Annotated in this window: 13 protein-coding genes; 11 read left to right on the top strand and 2 right to left on the bottom strand. The window is 69.2% G+C overall.

Annotated elements, in window-relative coordinates; genetic code table 11:
• Positions 1-82: 82 nt before the first annotated feature.
• The 4 genes from ACFPMG_RS13075 to ACFPMG_RS13060 are packed head-to-tail and all read left to right on the top strand — an operon-like array spanning position 83 to position 4651.
• Positions 83-1510, top strand: a complete 1428-nt coding sequence (locus tag ACFPMG_RS13075) for a hypothetical protein (protein WP_376995548.1) — start codon at positions 83-85, stop codon at positions 1508-1510.
• Between the two features lie 8 nt (positions 1511-1518).
• Positions 1519-2688 (top strand): alginate O-acetyltransferase AlgX-related protein, encoded by a 1170-nt coding sequence (locus ACFPMG_RS13070; protein ID WP_376995547.1) that lies wholly within the window; start codon positions 1519-1521, stop codon positions 2686-2688.
• Positions 2689-2717: 29 nt separating this feature from the next.
• Entirely contained in the window at positions 2718-3722 is a 1005-nt protein-coding gene (locus ACFPMG_RS13065) for a glycosyltransferase (RefSeq protein WP_376995546.1), read from the top strand.
• Positions 3722-4651 (top strand): glycosyltransferase family 2 protein, encoded by a 930-nt coding sequence (locus ACFPMG_RS13060; protein WP_376995545.1) that lies wholly within the window; start codon positions 3722-3724, stop codon positions 4649-4651. Before ACFPMG_RS13065 ends, ACFPMG_RS13060 begins: the two co-directional genes overlap by 1 nt.
• Before the next feature lie 9 nt (positions 4652-4660).
• Here ACFPMG_RS13060 and ACFPMG_RS13055 read toward each other — a convergent pair whose 3' ends face one another.
• Positions 4661-6163: an asparagine synthetase B family protein gene (locus tag ACFPMG_RS13055; protein WP_376995544.1), complete on the bottom strand. Its 1503-nt coding sequence runs from the start codon at positions 6161-6163 to the stop codon at positions 4661-4663.
• Positions 6164-6393: 230 nt separating this feature from the next.
• Between ACFPMG_RS13055 and rpmH the strand changes: the two genes are divergently transcribed.
• The 6 genes from rpmH to ACFPMG_RS13025 all read left to right on the top strand — a co-directional run bounded on the left by rpmH (position 6394) and on the right by ACFPMG_RS13025 (position 11208).
• A complete protein-coding gene (gene rpmH / locus ACFPMG_RS13050) occupies positions 6394-6528 on the top strand; it encodes a 50S ribosomal protein L34 (protein WP_014239280.1) in 135 nt (44 codons plus the stop codon).
• Between the two features lie 5 nt (positions 6529-6533).
• A complete protein-coding gene (gene rnpA, locus ACFPMG_RS13045; protein ID WP_376995543.1) occupies positions 6534-7031 on the top strand; it encodes a ribonuclease P protein component in 498 nt (165 codons plus the stop codon).
• Entirely contained in the window at positions 7028-7348 is a 321-nt protein-coding gene (yidD, locus tag ACFPMG_RS13040; RefSeq protein WP_014239278.1) for a membrane protein insertion efficiency factor YidD, read from the top strand. Before rnpA ends, yidD begins: the two co-directional genes overlap by 4 nt.
• A 27-nt stretch (positions 7349-7375) precedes the next feature.
• Complete coding sequence (gene yidC / locus ACFPMG_RS13035) at positions 7376-9115, top strand: membrane protein insertase YidC (protein WP_376995542.1); 1740 nt, start codon at positions 7376-7378, stop codon at positions 9113-9115.
• Positions 9116-9272: 157 nt separating this feature from the next.
• Positions 9273-9935: a ribosome biogenesis GTP-binding protein YihA/YsxC gene (yihA, locus tag ACFPMG_RS13030; RefSeq protein ID WP_145674882.1), complete on the top strand. Its 663-nt coding sequence runs from the start codon at positions 9273-9275 to the stop codon at positions 9933-9935.
• A gap of 4 nt (positions 9936-9939) precedes the next feature.
• Positions 9940-11208 carry a cation:proton antiporter gene (locus ACFPMG_RS13025; protein ID WP_376995541.1) on the top strand — a complete coding sequence of 423 codons (1269 nt, stop codon included), beginning with the start codon at positions 9940-9942 and terminating at the stop codon, positions 11206-11208.
• Positions 11209-11225: 17 nt separating this feature from the next.
• Here the strand turns inward: ACFPMG_RS13025 and ACFPMG_RS13020 are convergent, their stop codons facing one another.
• A complete protein-coding gene (locus ACFPMG_RS13020; RefSeq protein WP_376995540.1) occupies positions 11226-11456 on the bottom strand; it encodes a hypothetical protein in 231 nt (76 codons plus the stop codon).
• A 169-nt stretch (positions 11457-11625) separates the two neighbouring features.
• Here ACFPMG_RS13020 and argB point away from each other — a divergent pair, with 169 nt between their 5' ends.
• Positions 11626-12525, top strand: a complete 900-nt coding sequence (argB, locus tag ACFPMG_RS13015) for an acetylglutamate kinase (protein ID WP_145625606.1) — start codon at positions 11626-11628, stop codon at positions 12523-12525.
• Positions 12526-12530 lie beyond the last annotated feature (5 nt).

Genomic DNA, 12530 nt, shown 5'->3' with positions numbered 1-12530 from the left:
CACGACGACACCGCCCCACCGGCCGTCACCACGGGCCGTGGCCGGCGGTGCCACGCGTTCACGAGGCCAAGCGGAGTCCGGTATGATCGAAACGGCGTTGATCGCGCAGGTGCTGGTGGTGGCCCTGGTCATCGTGGCCTTCCTGAGCACCGGCACCGCGTCGATGTTCCACCCGCTGACCTACTATCTGATCTTCCACACGCTGGTCTTCGTGATCCGCCCGCTGCTGGTCCACGGCTTCGGCATCGACAACGCCTGGCTGTTCATGGGCTACTGGCCGAGTGCCGCGGAGTTCGTGAAGTCGCTGACGGTCAGTTCGGTCGCCCTGATCGTCTTCTCCATCGCCTGCGGCTGGGCGGGGCGGGTGAAGCCGGACTTCAGCCGGGCGCCCACCTTCACCTTCGACCGGCTGGACATCACCGCCTTCGCTTTGACTGTGGTGGCGCTGGGGCCGCTGGCCATCTATTCGGCGATCCTGCGCCAGGACGGCGCCGACTTCACCGGTACCGGCGACGTGCAGATGGAGCGCGACCCGCTGACCGGCCAGCCGGTCTACGTCAACACAACCGGCTACATCGCCGAGGCTCATTCGATGGGCCTGCCGCTGACGCTGGGCATCATCTGGGTCAGCCGCTTCCACCCGCTGTCCTTTATCCCCTTCATCGCCTTCGTCAGCTACCGCGCCTATCTGGGCTGGGGGCGCTGGGCGATCATCATGGGCGTGCTGGGCATGGTGCTGCTGATCCTCTACCACACGCGCACCAAGTGGTTCCGCTGGTGGCAGCTCGCCTGCGGCCTGCCGGTGCTGCTGCTGTTCCACACGCTGGGCAACAACCGCGACTTCCTGCGCGGCGTGCTGGCCGGCACCGAGAATCCGGGCAAGCTGTTCAGCATCTTCCAGGGCGGCGAGGGTTCCTTCGTCGAGAGCGTGTCGAACCAGGACATCGCCAACTTCGACTTCCTGGCCTTCATCCTGTGGGCGGTGCCGCAGCAGTCGGGCACCTACACCTGGTTCACCCAGTATCTCCAGCTCTTCACCGAGCCGATCCCGCGCATGCTGTGGCCGGACAAGCCCATCGGCGCGCCGGTCAAATGGGTGTCGCTGCACGATTTCGGCAATTTCTCCAACCTGACCACCTCGCTGGCCGGCGACGGCTGGATGAGCGCGGGGTGGATCGGGGTGATCGTCACCATGGTGGTGGTCGGGCTGATCCTCGGCCGGCTGCACCGCTGGTTCTGGGAGTCGGGCTTCACCAACCGCTACGCGGTGCTGTTCTATTGCGCCTTCATCCCGCTGTCGCTGCAATGGTACCGCGACGGCAACATCACCATCGTCAAGTTCGGCTTCTTCTCGCTGCTGCCCATCCTGCTGTGGATCGGCGCGACCAAGGCGCTGCGCCTGTGGATCGGCGACTCCGCCGGGTCGCGGCTCGCACAGAGCCGCATGTCCGTCTTCCGTATGTCGGGCTTCCGTATGCCGGGCTTCCGGTTCCCCGCGGACCGGGCGTGAGGCGACCGGTGAGGGGCGGGCTGGACAGGATCCTTCTGCGCGGGCTGGCCCTGGCCCTGGCCCTGGTCCTGCCGCTGGCCTTCGCGCTGGATCCGCCCGACGGCGACCTGACGGATTTGGGCGGCTATGCGGAGAACCGCTTCGGCCCCAGAACATCCCAGGCGATCTTCGTGCCGCCGCTGGCCGAGGCGGCGCGGCCCGGCGCTTCCTACGACGTGCTGGTGTTCGGCGACGGCTTCTCCCAGCCCGAAGCGGAGGAGCGCCACGGGCGCTATGGCCGTTACTGGACCGACCATCTGCGCAACCTGACCGGCCTGACCGTCGGCGTGCGGCCCGCGGGCGCCGCGCCGCTGGCCGCCTATCTGGCCTCCCCCGACTTCCGGGAGCGCCCGCCGCGCGTGGTCATCCTGCAGTTATCGGAGCGCGGCCTGGGGGAGTCCGTCGGCGGGCTGAAGCTGTCCACCGTCACCGCCCCCCGCCCCCATGGGGTGGCGACGTTGCGCCCCCTCGCCGTCGAGCCCCTCAACCGCCAGCCGCGCGCCATGGAGCGCGCCCGCGCGCAGGCCTGGAACCCGCCGCCCATCGGCCACGCGCTGGACCTGCTGGTCAAGGCGCTGCCGCGCGCGCTGCTGAACGTGACCGGTGGCCCGGTGGAGGAGCGGGCCCTGTCCTACGCAGGCCTGTTCAGCTCCGCCGCCGCGACGACCACCCTCTTCCGCGCGGAGGATTTCCAGCCCTGGCGCACCGACCACCGCCTGCTGGAGGAGCGCCGCGCCGGGCTGCGCGCGATCCAGGACGCGGTGGAGGCCAACGGGGTGACGCGCTTCCTGCTGCTGATCGCCCCGGACAAGGGCACGGTCTACGCCGATTTCCTGCTCGATCCGCCGCCCCAGCGGTCCGCGGTGGACGAGGTCATGGCCGCCGATCCGACGCTCCAGGCGGTGCCGCTGGCCTCCGGCCTGACGGCGCTGGCCGCCGGCGGGGTGCGCGACCTCTACGCGCCCAACGGCAGCCGCTGGGGGCTGGAGGGGCAGCTCTACGCGGCGCGCACGGTCGCCCGCACGCTGGGGCGGCTGGGCGTGCTGTCCGGCGCCACCGACCCCTCGCCCGACGTCGCCATCCTGCCTTGCCGGCCGGGCCAGGGCGACTGCACCCCCACGCGCACCCAAACCGACTGATGGACAGGACCAGGAGGAACCGCCCAGCCATGGCACAGGACCAATTTACGGCGGACACCGTCCCGACGAGCGTCGCCCACGGCGTCGTGGCGATCGTCGTCACCCACAACCGCCTGCCGCTTCTGGCCACCTGCGTTGCGGCGATCCTCGGGCAGCAGCCGCGACCGGAGCGGCTGGTCGTGGTGGACAGCGGCTCCAGCGACGGCACGCCGGAATGGCTGGCCGCGCAGGCGGAGGAGCGGGACGACGCGCTGGTGGTGGTGCGGCAGGCCAACTGCGGGTCCGCCGGCGCCTACCACACCGCCTTCGAAACGGCGCTCGGCCTCGGCGCCCGCTGGATCTGGAGCACCGACGACGACGGCATCCCGCAGCCGGGCGCGCTGGCCGAGCTGCTGGCCCAGGCGCGGCACCACGGCCTGTCCATGGTCGGCCCGCTGGTGCTGGCGGCGGAGGACCGCTCCACCCTGGCCTTTCCCATGCAGGGCACCCGCGACCCGGACAGCCTGATGGCGCGGGCGGTGGACGGGCTGGTGCCGGGCACCATAGCCCTGTTCAACGGCACGCTGATCGGGCGGGCGGTGTTCGAGCGGATCGGCAACGTGAAGCGCGAGATGTTCATCTGGGGCGACGAGTACGAGTTCACCCTGCGCGCCCGCCGCGCCGGGCTGACGGTCGGCACGGCGGTGAAGGCCCTCCACATCCATCCCGGCATGTCGCGGACGGAGCACAAGGTGCTGGGCGGCCGGCTGGGCACGGTGGAGACGATGCGGGCCGACCGGGCGCCGCATTTCTTCCGCAACATGGGCTACATCCACGCCAACTACGAGAAGGCCGGGGTGATTCCGCGGATGATCGCCAAATACACCGCCCATTATCTGGTGAACCGGGATTTCCGGGGGCTGCGGGTCTTCCTGGACAGCTACCTCTCCGGTCTGCGCGACGAGTATCCGGAGGAGCTGAAGCGCCCGCCGGTCCGGCTACCCCTGCCCGAGCGGCCGCGCGCCGCCCCGTCCTCCTCCAGCGAGGTCGCCTGATGCCCAGCGTCAGCGCCGTCATCGCCACCTTCAACCGCGCGCCGGAGCTGCGCACCGCGCTGTCCCGCCTGCTTGCCCAGACGCACCCCGTCGCGGAGATCCTGGTGGTGGACGACGGGTCCACGGACGGCACCGACGCCATGGTGCGGGGGGAGTTCCCCACCGTCCGCTACGTCCGGCTGCCGCACAACGCCGGGCTGATCTACGCCCGCAACTTCGGCTTCGTGAACACGGCGGGCGACTATGTGCTGTCGGTGGACGACGATTCCTGGTTCGCCGAGCCGGACGGCTTGGCCCGCGCGGTGGCCTACATGGAAACGCACGCGGACGTGGCGGCGGTGGCCTGCAACATCGAGACACGCGACGGGCTGGTCTATTTCCCGCCGCAGGCCGATCCTTTCGACGCGCCCTGGTACGTCGGCTGCGGCCATCTGCTGCGCCGCAGCGCGGTCGCCGCCGTCGGCCTCTACATGCCGGAGCTGTACCGCCAGGGGGAGGAGAAGGACCGCTGCCTGCGGCTGATCGGCGCCGGCCACCGGGTGGTCGCCCTGCCCGAAATCATGGTCTATCACGACAAGAGCGAGAAGGGCCGCAAGCCGGGGCTGGAGCGCTTCTACAACCACCGCAACGACCTGATCCGCGAGGTGGCCCGCTGCCCCGCCGGCCTGCTGCCCTGGCGCTTCGCGCGGAGCTGGATCGGCAACAGCTGGAAGAACCTGCGCCACGGCCCGCGGCTGACCGACCTGAAGGTTCTGCTGGCCCTGCCGGAGATCCTGCGCATCGGCCTGAAGCACCGCGCCCCCGTGAGCGAGGACGCCTACCGCCGCTGGCTGCACCTGTCCAAAACGGCCGCACCCAATTCCCCTCCCCTTCAAAGCGGGGGAGGGCTAGGGAGGGGGCAGGCCGGCATCCACCGCACTTCCCCTTAAATCCATCGTCTAAGCCGACGTCCGCGCCAAATGGTGCCCGATCGCCGTGCGCAGCTTGTTCAGGCGGCGCGGCAGCTTGCGCAGTTGGCGCAGCACGGCGGGCTGCGGCGGGTTGATCGGCTCGCTCAGCAGATCGGGAGCCATGCGGCGGATCAGCTCCGCCTGATGCTGGCTGGAGCGGCGGACATCCACCGGCATGGCCAGGGCAATCGCCAGGAAGTCGGCGCAGTTGCCGACCTGGAAGAGCTGCCGCCCGGTCAGGTCCACCCCCTGATCGATGGCCGACAGCCAGCCGGCCACCCGCTGCTCCAGATAGAAGCGGTCGCGCAGGTCCATCGTACCACCCGGCAGGACGTCCGGGGTCTTGACCACCCAGGCCAGCCACTCGCGCAGCGCCTCGCAATGGGACGGCGGGTTGTAGAGTTTGCCGCGGAAGGCGTCGAAGATCCGGGCGGCGGTGTCCTCGCCGTCCGCGGCGAGGCCCGGCGGGATCTGAGCCCAGTAGAAGCAGCGCGCCACCTCGAAGACGCCGCCGTGCAGCACCACCGCGCCCTCCGGCACGCCGTCCCAGGCGCCGTTGGCGTAGAACTCGCCATCCATCGCCGCGGTGTGCCCGCCGGTGTGGGCGGCGTAGTCCCGCGCGCGCTGGGCGTCCAGCGGCGGACAAGGGATCAGGTGATGCTCCACCCCGGCCAGCCGGGCCAGCTTCGGCGGCAGCTTGCGGTCGCCCGGCGTCAGGTCGCGGTGGTCGAAGGTGAAGGTGGCGAAGGGCACCTCGGCCTTCTGCGCCGCGGCCAGCAGCAGCCGTGTGTCGTAGCCGGCGGTGAGCTGGAGCATCAGCGGGCGGTTGCCACCCTCCGGCCCCGCCAGGGTCCGGTGCAGGTTGCGGATGGCGGTGACCAGGATCGATTCCATCCGCTCATAGGCCAGCGAATCGGAAAAGCCCGGCGGAACCGCCGGAAAGGGCCGGCGGAAGGTCAGGAAGCCCGGATCGTCCATCGGGCGGGCGGGGTCGAGCACCTGGGTCGGCAGCAGCCGGCGCACCCCCGCCAGCCCCGAGCCGGGCAGCGGGTACCAGTCCAGCCCGGCCTCGTGCGCCAGCGGGCGGCGGAAGCTCGCCTCCTCGCCCAGCAGTTCCGCCATCACCCCGGCGCTGGAGGTGAGCGTCAGCGCGCCGTCCACCATTCCGTAGAAGCAGCCGAGCGTCCCGCCGGTGTCGAGATGGACCGCGCGGTTGTTGAGCAGCAGCCAGCGCCCCGTCCAGGAGCGGCACAGCTCCGCGATGTCCCCGGCGCGCGACGCGGCCAGCGCCTCCACCGGGTCGGGACGCGCCGGATCGGTCTGCACGGGAAGCCCAAGCAGGTGCCAGACCGTCTTGTCGGCGCCCAGTACGCGGCGGACCGGCAGGTCGGGACAATGGGACAGGACGAGCCCGCCGATGTCACGGCTCACCCACTCCGGACGGAGCGCGTGGGTGTTTTTGGACACGATGAATTGCCGCCGGTGCAGCATGCCGACTTCCCCCGGACCTTTCGCGAATGTCAGGGGGTAAACACGCTGCACGGCAAGGGAGGCAGGGCCCTACCCCTTTTCACCCTCCTTTGCGCCACCCTTCTTGCCTCTGCCCATCCGAACGGAGAATATTTCCCACGCTTGGGTGGCAGCGCGTGATTGACTCCGGGGGTCGGTACCTCTATACAGCGGGGCTCATTTTTTGCCCTGAGATCGAGGAGTATGGTGCCGTGAAACGCACGTTCCAGCCCAGCAAAATCGTGCGCAAGCGCCGGCATGGCTTCCGCGCCCGCATGGCGACCGTCGGTGGCCGCAAGGTGATTGCCCGCCGTCGCGCCAAGGGCCGCAGTGTCCTGAGCGCCTGATACGCATGGCGGCGCCGGACCCCAGGGTCGGGCGCCTGAAGCGGCGGCCGGAGTTTCTGGCCGTGGCCGGTACACGGCGCAAGCATGTGGCTCCCGGCCTTATCCTGCAGGTGCGCCGACACGACGAACGGCAGCGGCCCGCCCCTGGCGAGCCGCCGATTCGTCTTGGCCTGACGGCGAGCCGCAAAGTGGGGAACGCGGTCGTGCGCAATCGCGCACGCCGCCGCCTTCGCGAAGCGGCCCGCCAAATTCTGATCGCCCACGCGGCCCCCGGTCACGATTTCGTGCTGGTGGCCCGCGCCGCGACGGCCGAACGGCCGTGGACGGAGCTGGTGGGCGATCTGATCGCGGCGCTGAAACGCCTCGGTCTGTGGCGCGACATCTCTAAGAGCGAAGTCTCCAAGAGTGACGCGTCCAGGAACGAGGTGAATGGCGGGCCAAACGCCGTCGCTTCCAACGGCGGGACCGGAAACGGTTCCGGCGGCGGGGAGGCCGGCGCGTGAGCCCGCTCGCCTATTTTCTGCGCGCGCTCGTGGTCGGTTATCAGTGGACCCTGTCGCCCTTCATCGGGTGGCACTGCCGATTTCAGCCGACCTGTTCAAACTATGCGCTGGATGCGCTATCTAAGCACGGAGCGATCCGGGGCAGTTGGCTGACCGTCCGGAGGCTTCTGCGCTGCCATCCCTGGGGCGGGTGGGGATATGATCCCGTGCCCGAACCGGGGCGGTCCACCCGCTGTTCGCACGGGCCGGACGAATCGGCGCATCGATGCAGCAATTCGCATGCCGGCCTGAAAACCGGCGTTCGGCCCCCTTCTTAACAGAAGGCCCACGGCAACCGGGATGCCATGACCGATCAACGCAACCTCATCCTCGCGATCGCTCTGTCGATCGCCATCCTCCTGGGATTCCAGTATTTCTACGATGGACCCCGGGTGAAGCAGCAGCAGGCTGCGCAGCAGGCCGCCCAGACGGAGCAGTCGGTCACTCCCGGCGCCGCTCCCGCTCCGGGCGCCGCTCCCGGTTCGGTGCCCGGCACGGCGGCTCCCGCCACGGTCCGCGACCGCGCCGGCCTGCTCGCCGAGCAGATGGCCGCCGGAACGCGCGTCAAGATCAACACGCCGTCGCTGCACGGATCGGTCAATCTGGTTGGGGGCCGCATCGACGACCTGACGCTGGCCGACTACCGCGTCACCCCCGATCCCAAGAGCCCGGAAATCGTCCTGCTGGCCCCCGCCGGCACGCCCGAGGCCTATTACGCCGAGTTCGGCTGGGTTCCGGAGGACAAGTCGCAGCCGGTTCCCGGCGCCGACACCCGCTGGACCGCCGCCGGCACCGCGCTGACGCCGGACCAGCCGCTGGTCCTGACCTGGGACAACGGCAACGGGCTGGTGTTCGAGCGCACCATCGCGGTCGATCCGAACTTCATGTTCACGATCACCCAGAAGGTGCGCAACACCGGCTCCGCCCCGGTCAGCCTGCTGCCCTACAGCCTGGTCAGCCGCGCCGGCACGCCGCACACCGACGGCTACTACATCCTGCATGAGGGCCCGCTCGGCGTCTTCGACGGCAAGCTGAACGAGCACAAGTACGACGACCTGCGCAAGGCCGGCACCATCTCCGCCCAGTCGACCGGCGGCTGGATCGGCATCACCGACAAGTACTGGCTGGTCTCGCTGGTCCCCGACCAGAAGGCCCCGATCACCGCCCGCTTCGTCCACTCCGCCCCCGGCGCCGCCGACCGCTATCAGGTCGACACGCTCGGCAAGGCCGTGGAGGTCGCCCCCGGCGCCACCATTGAGCTGACCGACCGCCTGTTCGCCGGCGCCAAGCAGGTCCGCCTGCTCGACGACTATTCGGACAAGCTGGGCATCGCCAACTTCGATCTGGCGATCGACTTCGGCTGGTTCTACTTCCTGACCAAGCCGTTCTTCTACGGGCTGGACCTGCTGGGCCGCCTGTTCGGCAACTTCGGCATCGCCATCCTGGTCTTCACCGTGATCGTCAAGGCGGCCTTCTTCCCGCTGGCCAACAAGTCCTATCACGCGATGGCCAAGATGAAGAAGCTGCAGCCCAAGATGATGGAGCTGCGCGACCGCTTCGGCGACGACAAGGTCCGCCTGAACCAGGAGATGATGGCGCTCTACAAGCGCGAGAAGGTCTCGCCGGTGTCGGGCTGCCTGCCGATCCTGATCCAGATCCCGGTCTTCTTCGCGCTGTACAAGGTGCTGTTCGTGACCATCGAAATGCGGCACGCGCCGTTCTTCGGCTGGATCCACGATCTGTCCGCGCCCGATCCGACCACCATCTTCAACCTGTTCGGTCTGATCCCGTGGCAGCCGCCGCACATCCTGATGCTGGGCCTGTGGCCGATCATCATGGGCATCACCATGTACTTCCAGCAGAAGCTGAACCCGGCACCACCCGATCCGGTGCAGCAGAAGGTGTTCCAGTTCCTGCCGATCATCTTCACCTTCATGCTCGCCAGCTTCCCGGCTGGTCTGGTGATCTACTGGGCCTGGAACAACACCCTGTCCATCGCCCAGCAGTGGATCATCATGCGGCAGGACGGTGTGAAGGTGACCTGAGGGTCCTTCCCATCTGATACCCGGCTTCCCTGATTTCCCTGTCTGTTTTCAGGGCATCGACCGCCGGCAAGCGCCTCTCTTGACGGGCGTTTGCCGGCGGTTATGTTTTGGGCCGGTCACGATCATCCGTACCCCGTGTCTTTCGAAAGCGCCGTCCATGACCTCTTCCAGCAACTCCCCGATCTCCGGTTTCGACGAGGAGGCCCTGGAAGCGGGGCGGCTTCTGTTCGCCAAGGAATGCGATTTCATCTGGGGCGCCCAGACGGCGGAGCAGCTGCCGGAGGCCGACCTGCCGGAGGTCGCCTTCGCCGGGCGGTCCAACGTCGGCAAGTCCAGCCTCGTCAACGCGCTGACCGGGCGCAAGACGCTGGCCCGCACCTCCAACACGCCGGGCCGCACCCAGCAGCTCAACTTCTTCAACCTCGGCAACCGGCTGAAGCTGGTCGACATGCCCGGCTACGGCTACGCCAAGGAGTCGAAGGAGAAGATCGAGATCTGGAACGACATGGTCCGCCGCTTCCTGCGCGGCCGCGTCACGCTGCGCCGGGCGCTGGTGCTGGTCGATTCGCGCCACGGGCTGAAGCCCAACGACGAGGAGATCATGACGATGCTCGATCAGGCGGCGGTTCCCTACGTCGTCGTCCTGACCAAGTCGGACAAGGTGCGGTCGCAGGAGCTGGCCGAGGTGAGCAAGCGCACCGTGGCGGCCATCAAGAAACACCCGGCCGCCTTCCCGGAGATCCATGCCACCAGCGCCGAGAAGGGTCAGGGCATCGCCGAGCTGCGGGCCAGCCTCGCCCAGCTCGCCAGCCTGGGATGACCCGATGCCCGTCGAGCTGACGCCGGCCCTGCTGTTCCTCCTCCAGGCCATCCTGCTGATCGCCGGTCCGTTCCTGCTGTGGCGGTTGTCCGGCCTGAAGCATGTGGCCCCGATGGTGGTCATCCAGATCCTGTTCGGGATCGCGCTCGGCCCGTCGGTTCTCGGGCAGGCCGCCGCGGAGCTCTGGCAACCGCTGTTCGCCAGGGAGTCGCTGGCGCCGCTCTCCGGGCTGGCCCTGCTCGCCGTGGTCTTCTTCGCCTTCCTGACCGGGCTGCACCTCGATCTGGAGGAGTTCAAGGGCCGCGGGCGCGCCTTCGTCGGGGTCAGCCTGTCGAGCATGCTGGTGCCGACGCTGCTCGGCGGGGGGCTCGGCTGGTGGATCGTCGGCGCCTTTCCCGAAATAGCCGGGCCGAAGGCCGACCCGCTGCTGTTCGCCGCGGGGTTCGGCATCTGCGTCGGGGTGACCGCCCTGCCGGTGCTGGGGGCCATCCTGCGCGAGATGGGGCTGATCGGCGAGCGGGTCGGGCGGCTGGCGCTGGGCTACGCGGCGGTCAACGACGCGCTGCTGTGGCTTCTCATCACCGCCGTGCTGGCCCTGGCGGCAGGGGGAAGCGGCGGCTTCGCCGGGGTGGCGCAGATCGCCGTCCTCGGCTTCGCCTATCTCGCCGCGACGGAGCTGTTCGCCCGCCCCCTGCTGACCCGGCTGATGAACCGTATCGCCCCGGACGGAGCGGTCGGCGACATGGTGGTGGTGGTCACCTGCGCCGCCCTGCTCGGTTCCGCCGCGGTGACGGAGCTGATCGGGCTGCACTACATCCTGGGCGCCTTCGTCGCCGGCACGGTGATGCCGCGGCGGCTGGCGGCGGCCATCCTGGACCGGCTGGAGCATTTCGCCACGCTGATCCTGCTGCCCTTCTTCTTCACCCTGACCGGTCTGAAGGTCAATCTCGACCTCGCCGCCTCGGCGCAATGGTGGGTCTTCGCGCTGGCGACGGTGGCGACCATCCTCGGCAAGGTCCTGGGCACCGCCCTGCCCGCCCGGCTGTCGGGCGAGAGCGCCGCCGATTCCTGGCGGCTCGGCACGCTGATGTCCTGCAAGGGGCTGATGGAGGTCATCGTCCTGACCATCCTGCTGGAGGCCGGGGTGCTGTCGGAGGCCTGCTTCTCCGCCATGGTGCTGATGGCGGTGGTGGTCACCGCGCTGACCCAGCCGATGACGCTGCTGGCCGGACGGATCGCCGGCCGCCGGGCGGGCCACGCCGGCGCGTCCTGACCCGCCACCGAGTTCCCTCAGCCGGGCTTGCGCACGTTCCCGGTCACCACGGGATCGGCGCCCGGCCCCTCCGACCCGGTCTTTCCACCCCCGCGGGCCTGCTCCTTCAGCGCCTTGTTGGTCTCCGTCACCTCCTGGGCGTCGGGGGAGCCGTAGATCTCCTCGGCCCGCCGGGCGGTCTCCTCCATCTCGGCCTTGTGGGCCTCGGCGAAGGGGTTGCGCGGCGTCGGCATGATGCGGTCGTTCATGGCACCGTCCTTTGCGGTTCATCCCACCCCGAGCGAACCGCCGGGCGCGGCAAGGGTTCCCGGACGCGGCACACCCCTGAAAAAGCCCCCTAGGCACCCCCGGCGCTTTCCGTTAAAGAGTCGGCGGAATCTCACCCGATTGGCCCACCCCGACGAACGGCTCCATCCCGTGCAGAACACGACCCGCGACGAGTGGCTCGCCAAGGCCCGCACCCTGTCCGAAGCCCTGCCCTACATGCGCCGCTATGCCGGGCGCACCTTCGTCATCAAGTACGGCGGCCACGCCATGGGTGACGACAGCCTGGCGGAAAAGTTCGCCCGCGACATCGTCCTGCTGAAGCAGGTCGGCATCAACCCCGTGGTCGTGCACGGCGGCGGCCCGCAGATCGGCCAGATGCTGCAGCGGCTGGCCATCAAGTCCAGCTTCATCGACGGCCTGCGCGTCACCGACAAGGAGACGGTCGAGGTGGTCGAGATGGTGCTGGCCGGCTCCATCAACAAGCAGATCGTCGCCGCCATCAACAACGCGGGCGGCCGCGCCGTCGGCCTGTCGGGCAAGGATGGCAGCCTGATCACCGCGCGCAAGCTTCGCCGCACCCAGCGCGACCCGGACAGCAACATCGAGAAGGTGCTGGACCTCGGCTTCGTCGGCGAGCCCTATCAGGTGAACCCGCAGATCCTCACGTCGCTGGCCCAGTCGGACATCATCCCGGTCATCGCCCCCATCGGCTTCGACCGCAACGGCGACACCTACAACATCAACGCCGACACCGCGGCGGGCGCCGTCGCCTCGGCGCTGGGCGCCACCCGCTTCTTCCTGCTGACCGACGTGGCCGGCGTTCTGGACAAGAACAAGGAGCTGGTGCCGCGCATGTCGCTGGACCAGGCGCGCGCCGCCATCGCCGACGGCACCGCCACCGGCGGGATGATCCCGAAGATCGAGACCTGCATCGACGCCGTCGAACAGGGCGTGGACGCCGCCGTCATCCTGGACGGCCGGGTGCCGCACGCCCTGCTGCTGGAGATCTTCACCGAGGGCGGGGCCGGCACGATGATCGGCCGCGAGTGACCGGG

The sequence above is a fragment of the Azospirillum himalayense genome (assembly GCF_042657465.1).
Classification (GTDB): Bacteria; Pseudomonadota; Alphaproteobacteria; order Azospirillales; family Azospirillaceae; genus Azospirillum; species Azospirillum himalayense.
The sequence above is the reverse complement of the archived record's forward strand: the minus strand, read 5'-3'. Positions and strand labels throughout refer to the sequence as shown.

Excerpts from the sequence above, each read along its gene's own strand:
- ACFPMG_RS13075 (WP_376995548.1), top strand. The coding sequence starts at position 83 with ATGATCGAAACGGCGTTGATCGCGCAGGTGCTGGTGGTGGCCCTGGTC.
- ACFPMG_RS13065 (WP_376995546.1), top strand. The coding sequence starts at position 2,718 with ATGGCACAGGACCAATTTACGGCGGACACCGTCCCGACGAGCGTCGCC.
- ACFPMG_RS13060 (WP_376995545.1), top strand. The coding sequence starts at position 3,722 with ATGCCCAGCGTCAGCGCCGTCATCGCCACCTTCAACCGCGCGCCGGAG.
- ACFPMG_RS13055 (WP_376995544.1), bottom strand. The coding sequence starts at position 6,163 with ATGCTGCACCGGCGGCAATTCATCGTGTCCAAAAACACCCACGCGCTC.
- rnpA (WP_376995543.1), top strand. The coding sequence starts at position 6,534 with ATGGCGGCGCCGGACCCCAGGGTCGGGCGCCTGAAGCGGCGGCCGGAG.
- yidC (WP_376995542.1), top strand. The coding sequence starts at position 7,376 with ATGACCGATCAACGCAACCTCATCCTCGCGATCGCTCTGTCGATCGCC.
- yihA (WP_145674882.1), top strand. The coding sequence starts at position 9,273 with ATGACCTCTTCCAGCAACTCCCCGATCTCCGGTTTCGACGAGGAGGCC.
- ACFPMG_RS13025 (WP_376995541.1), top strand. The coding sequence starts at position 9,940 with ATGCCCGTCGAGCTGACGCCGGCCCTGCTGTTCCTCCTCCAGGCCATC.
- ACFPMG_RS13020 (WP_376995540.1), bottom strand. The coding sequence starts at position 11,456 with ATGAACGACCGCATCATGCCGACGCCGCGCAACCCCTTCGCCGAGGCC.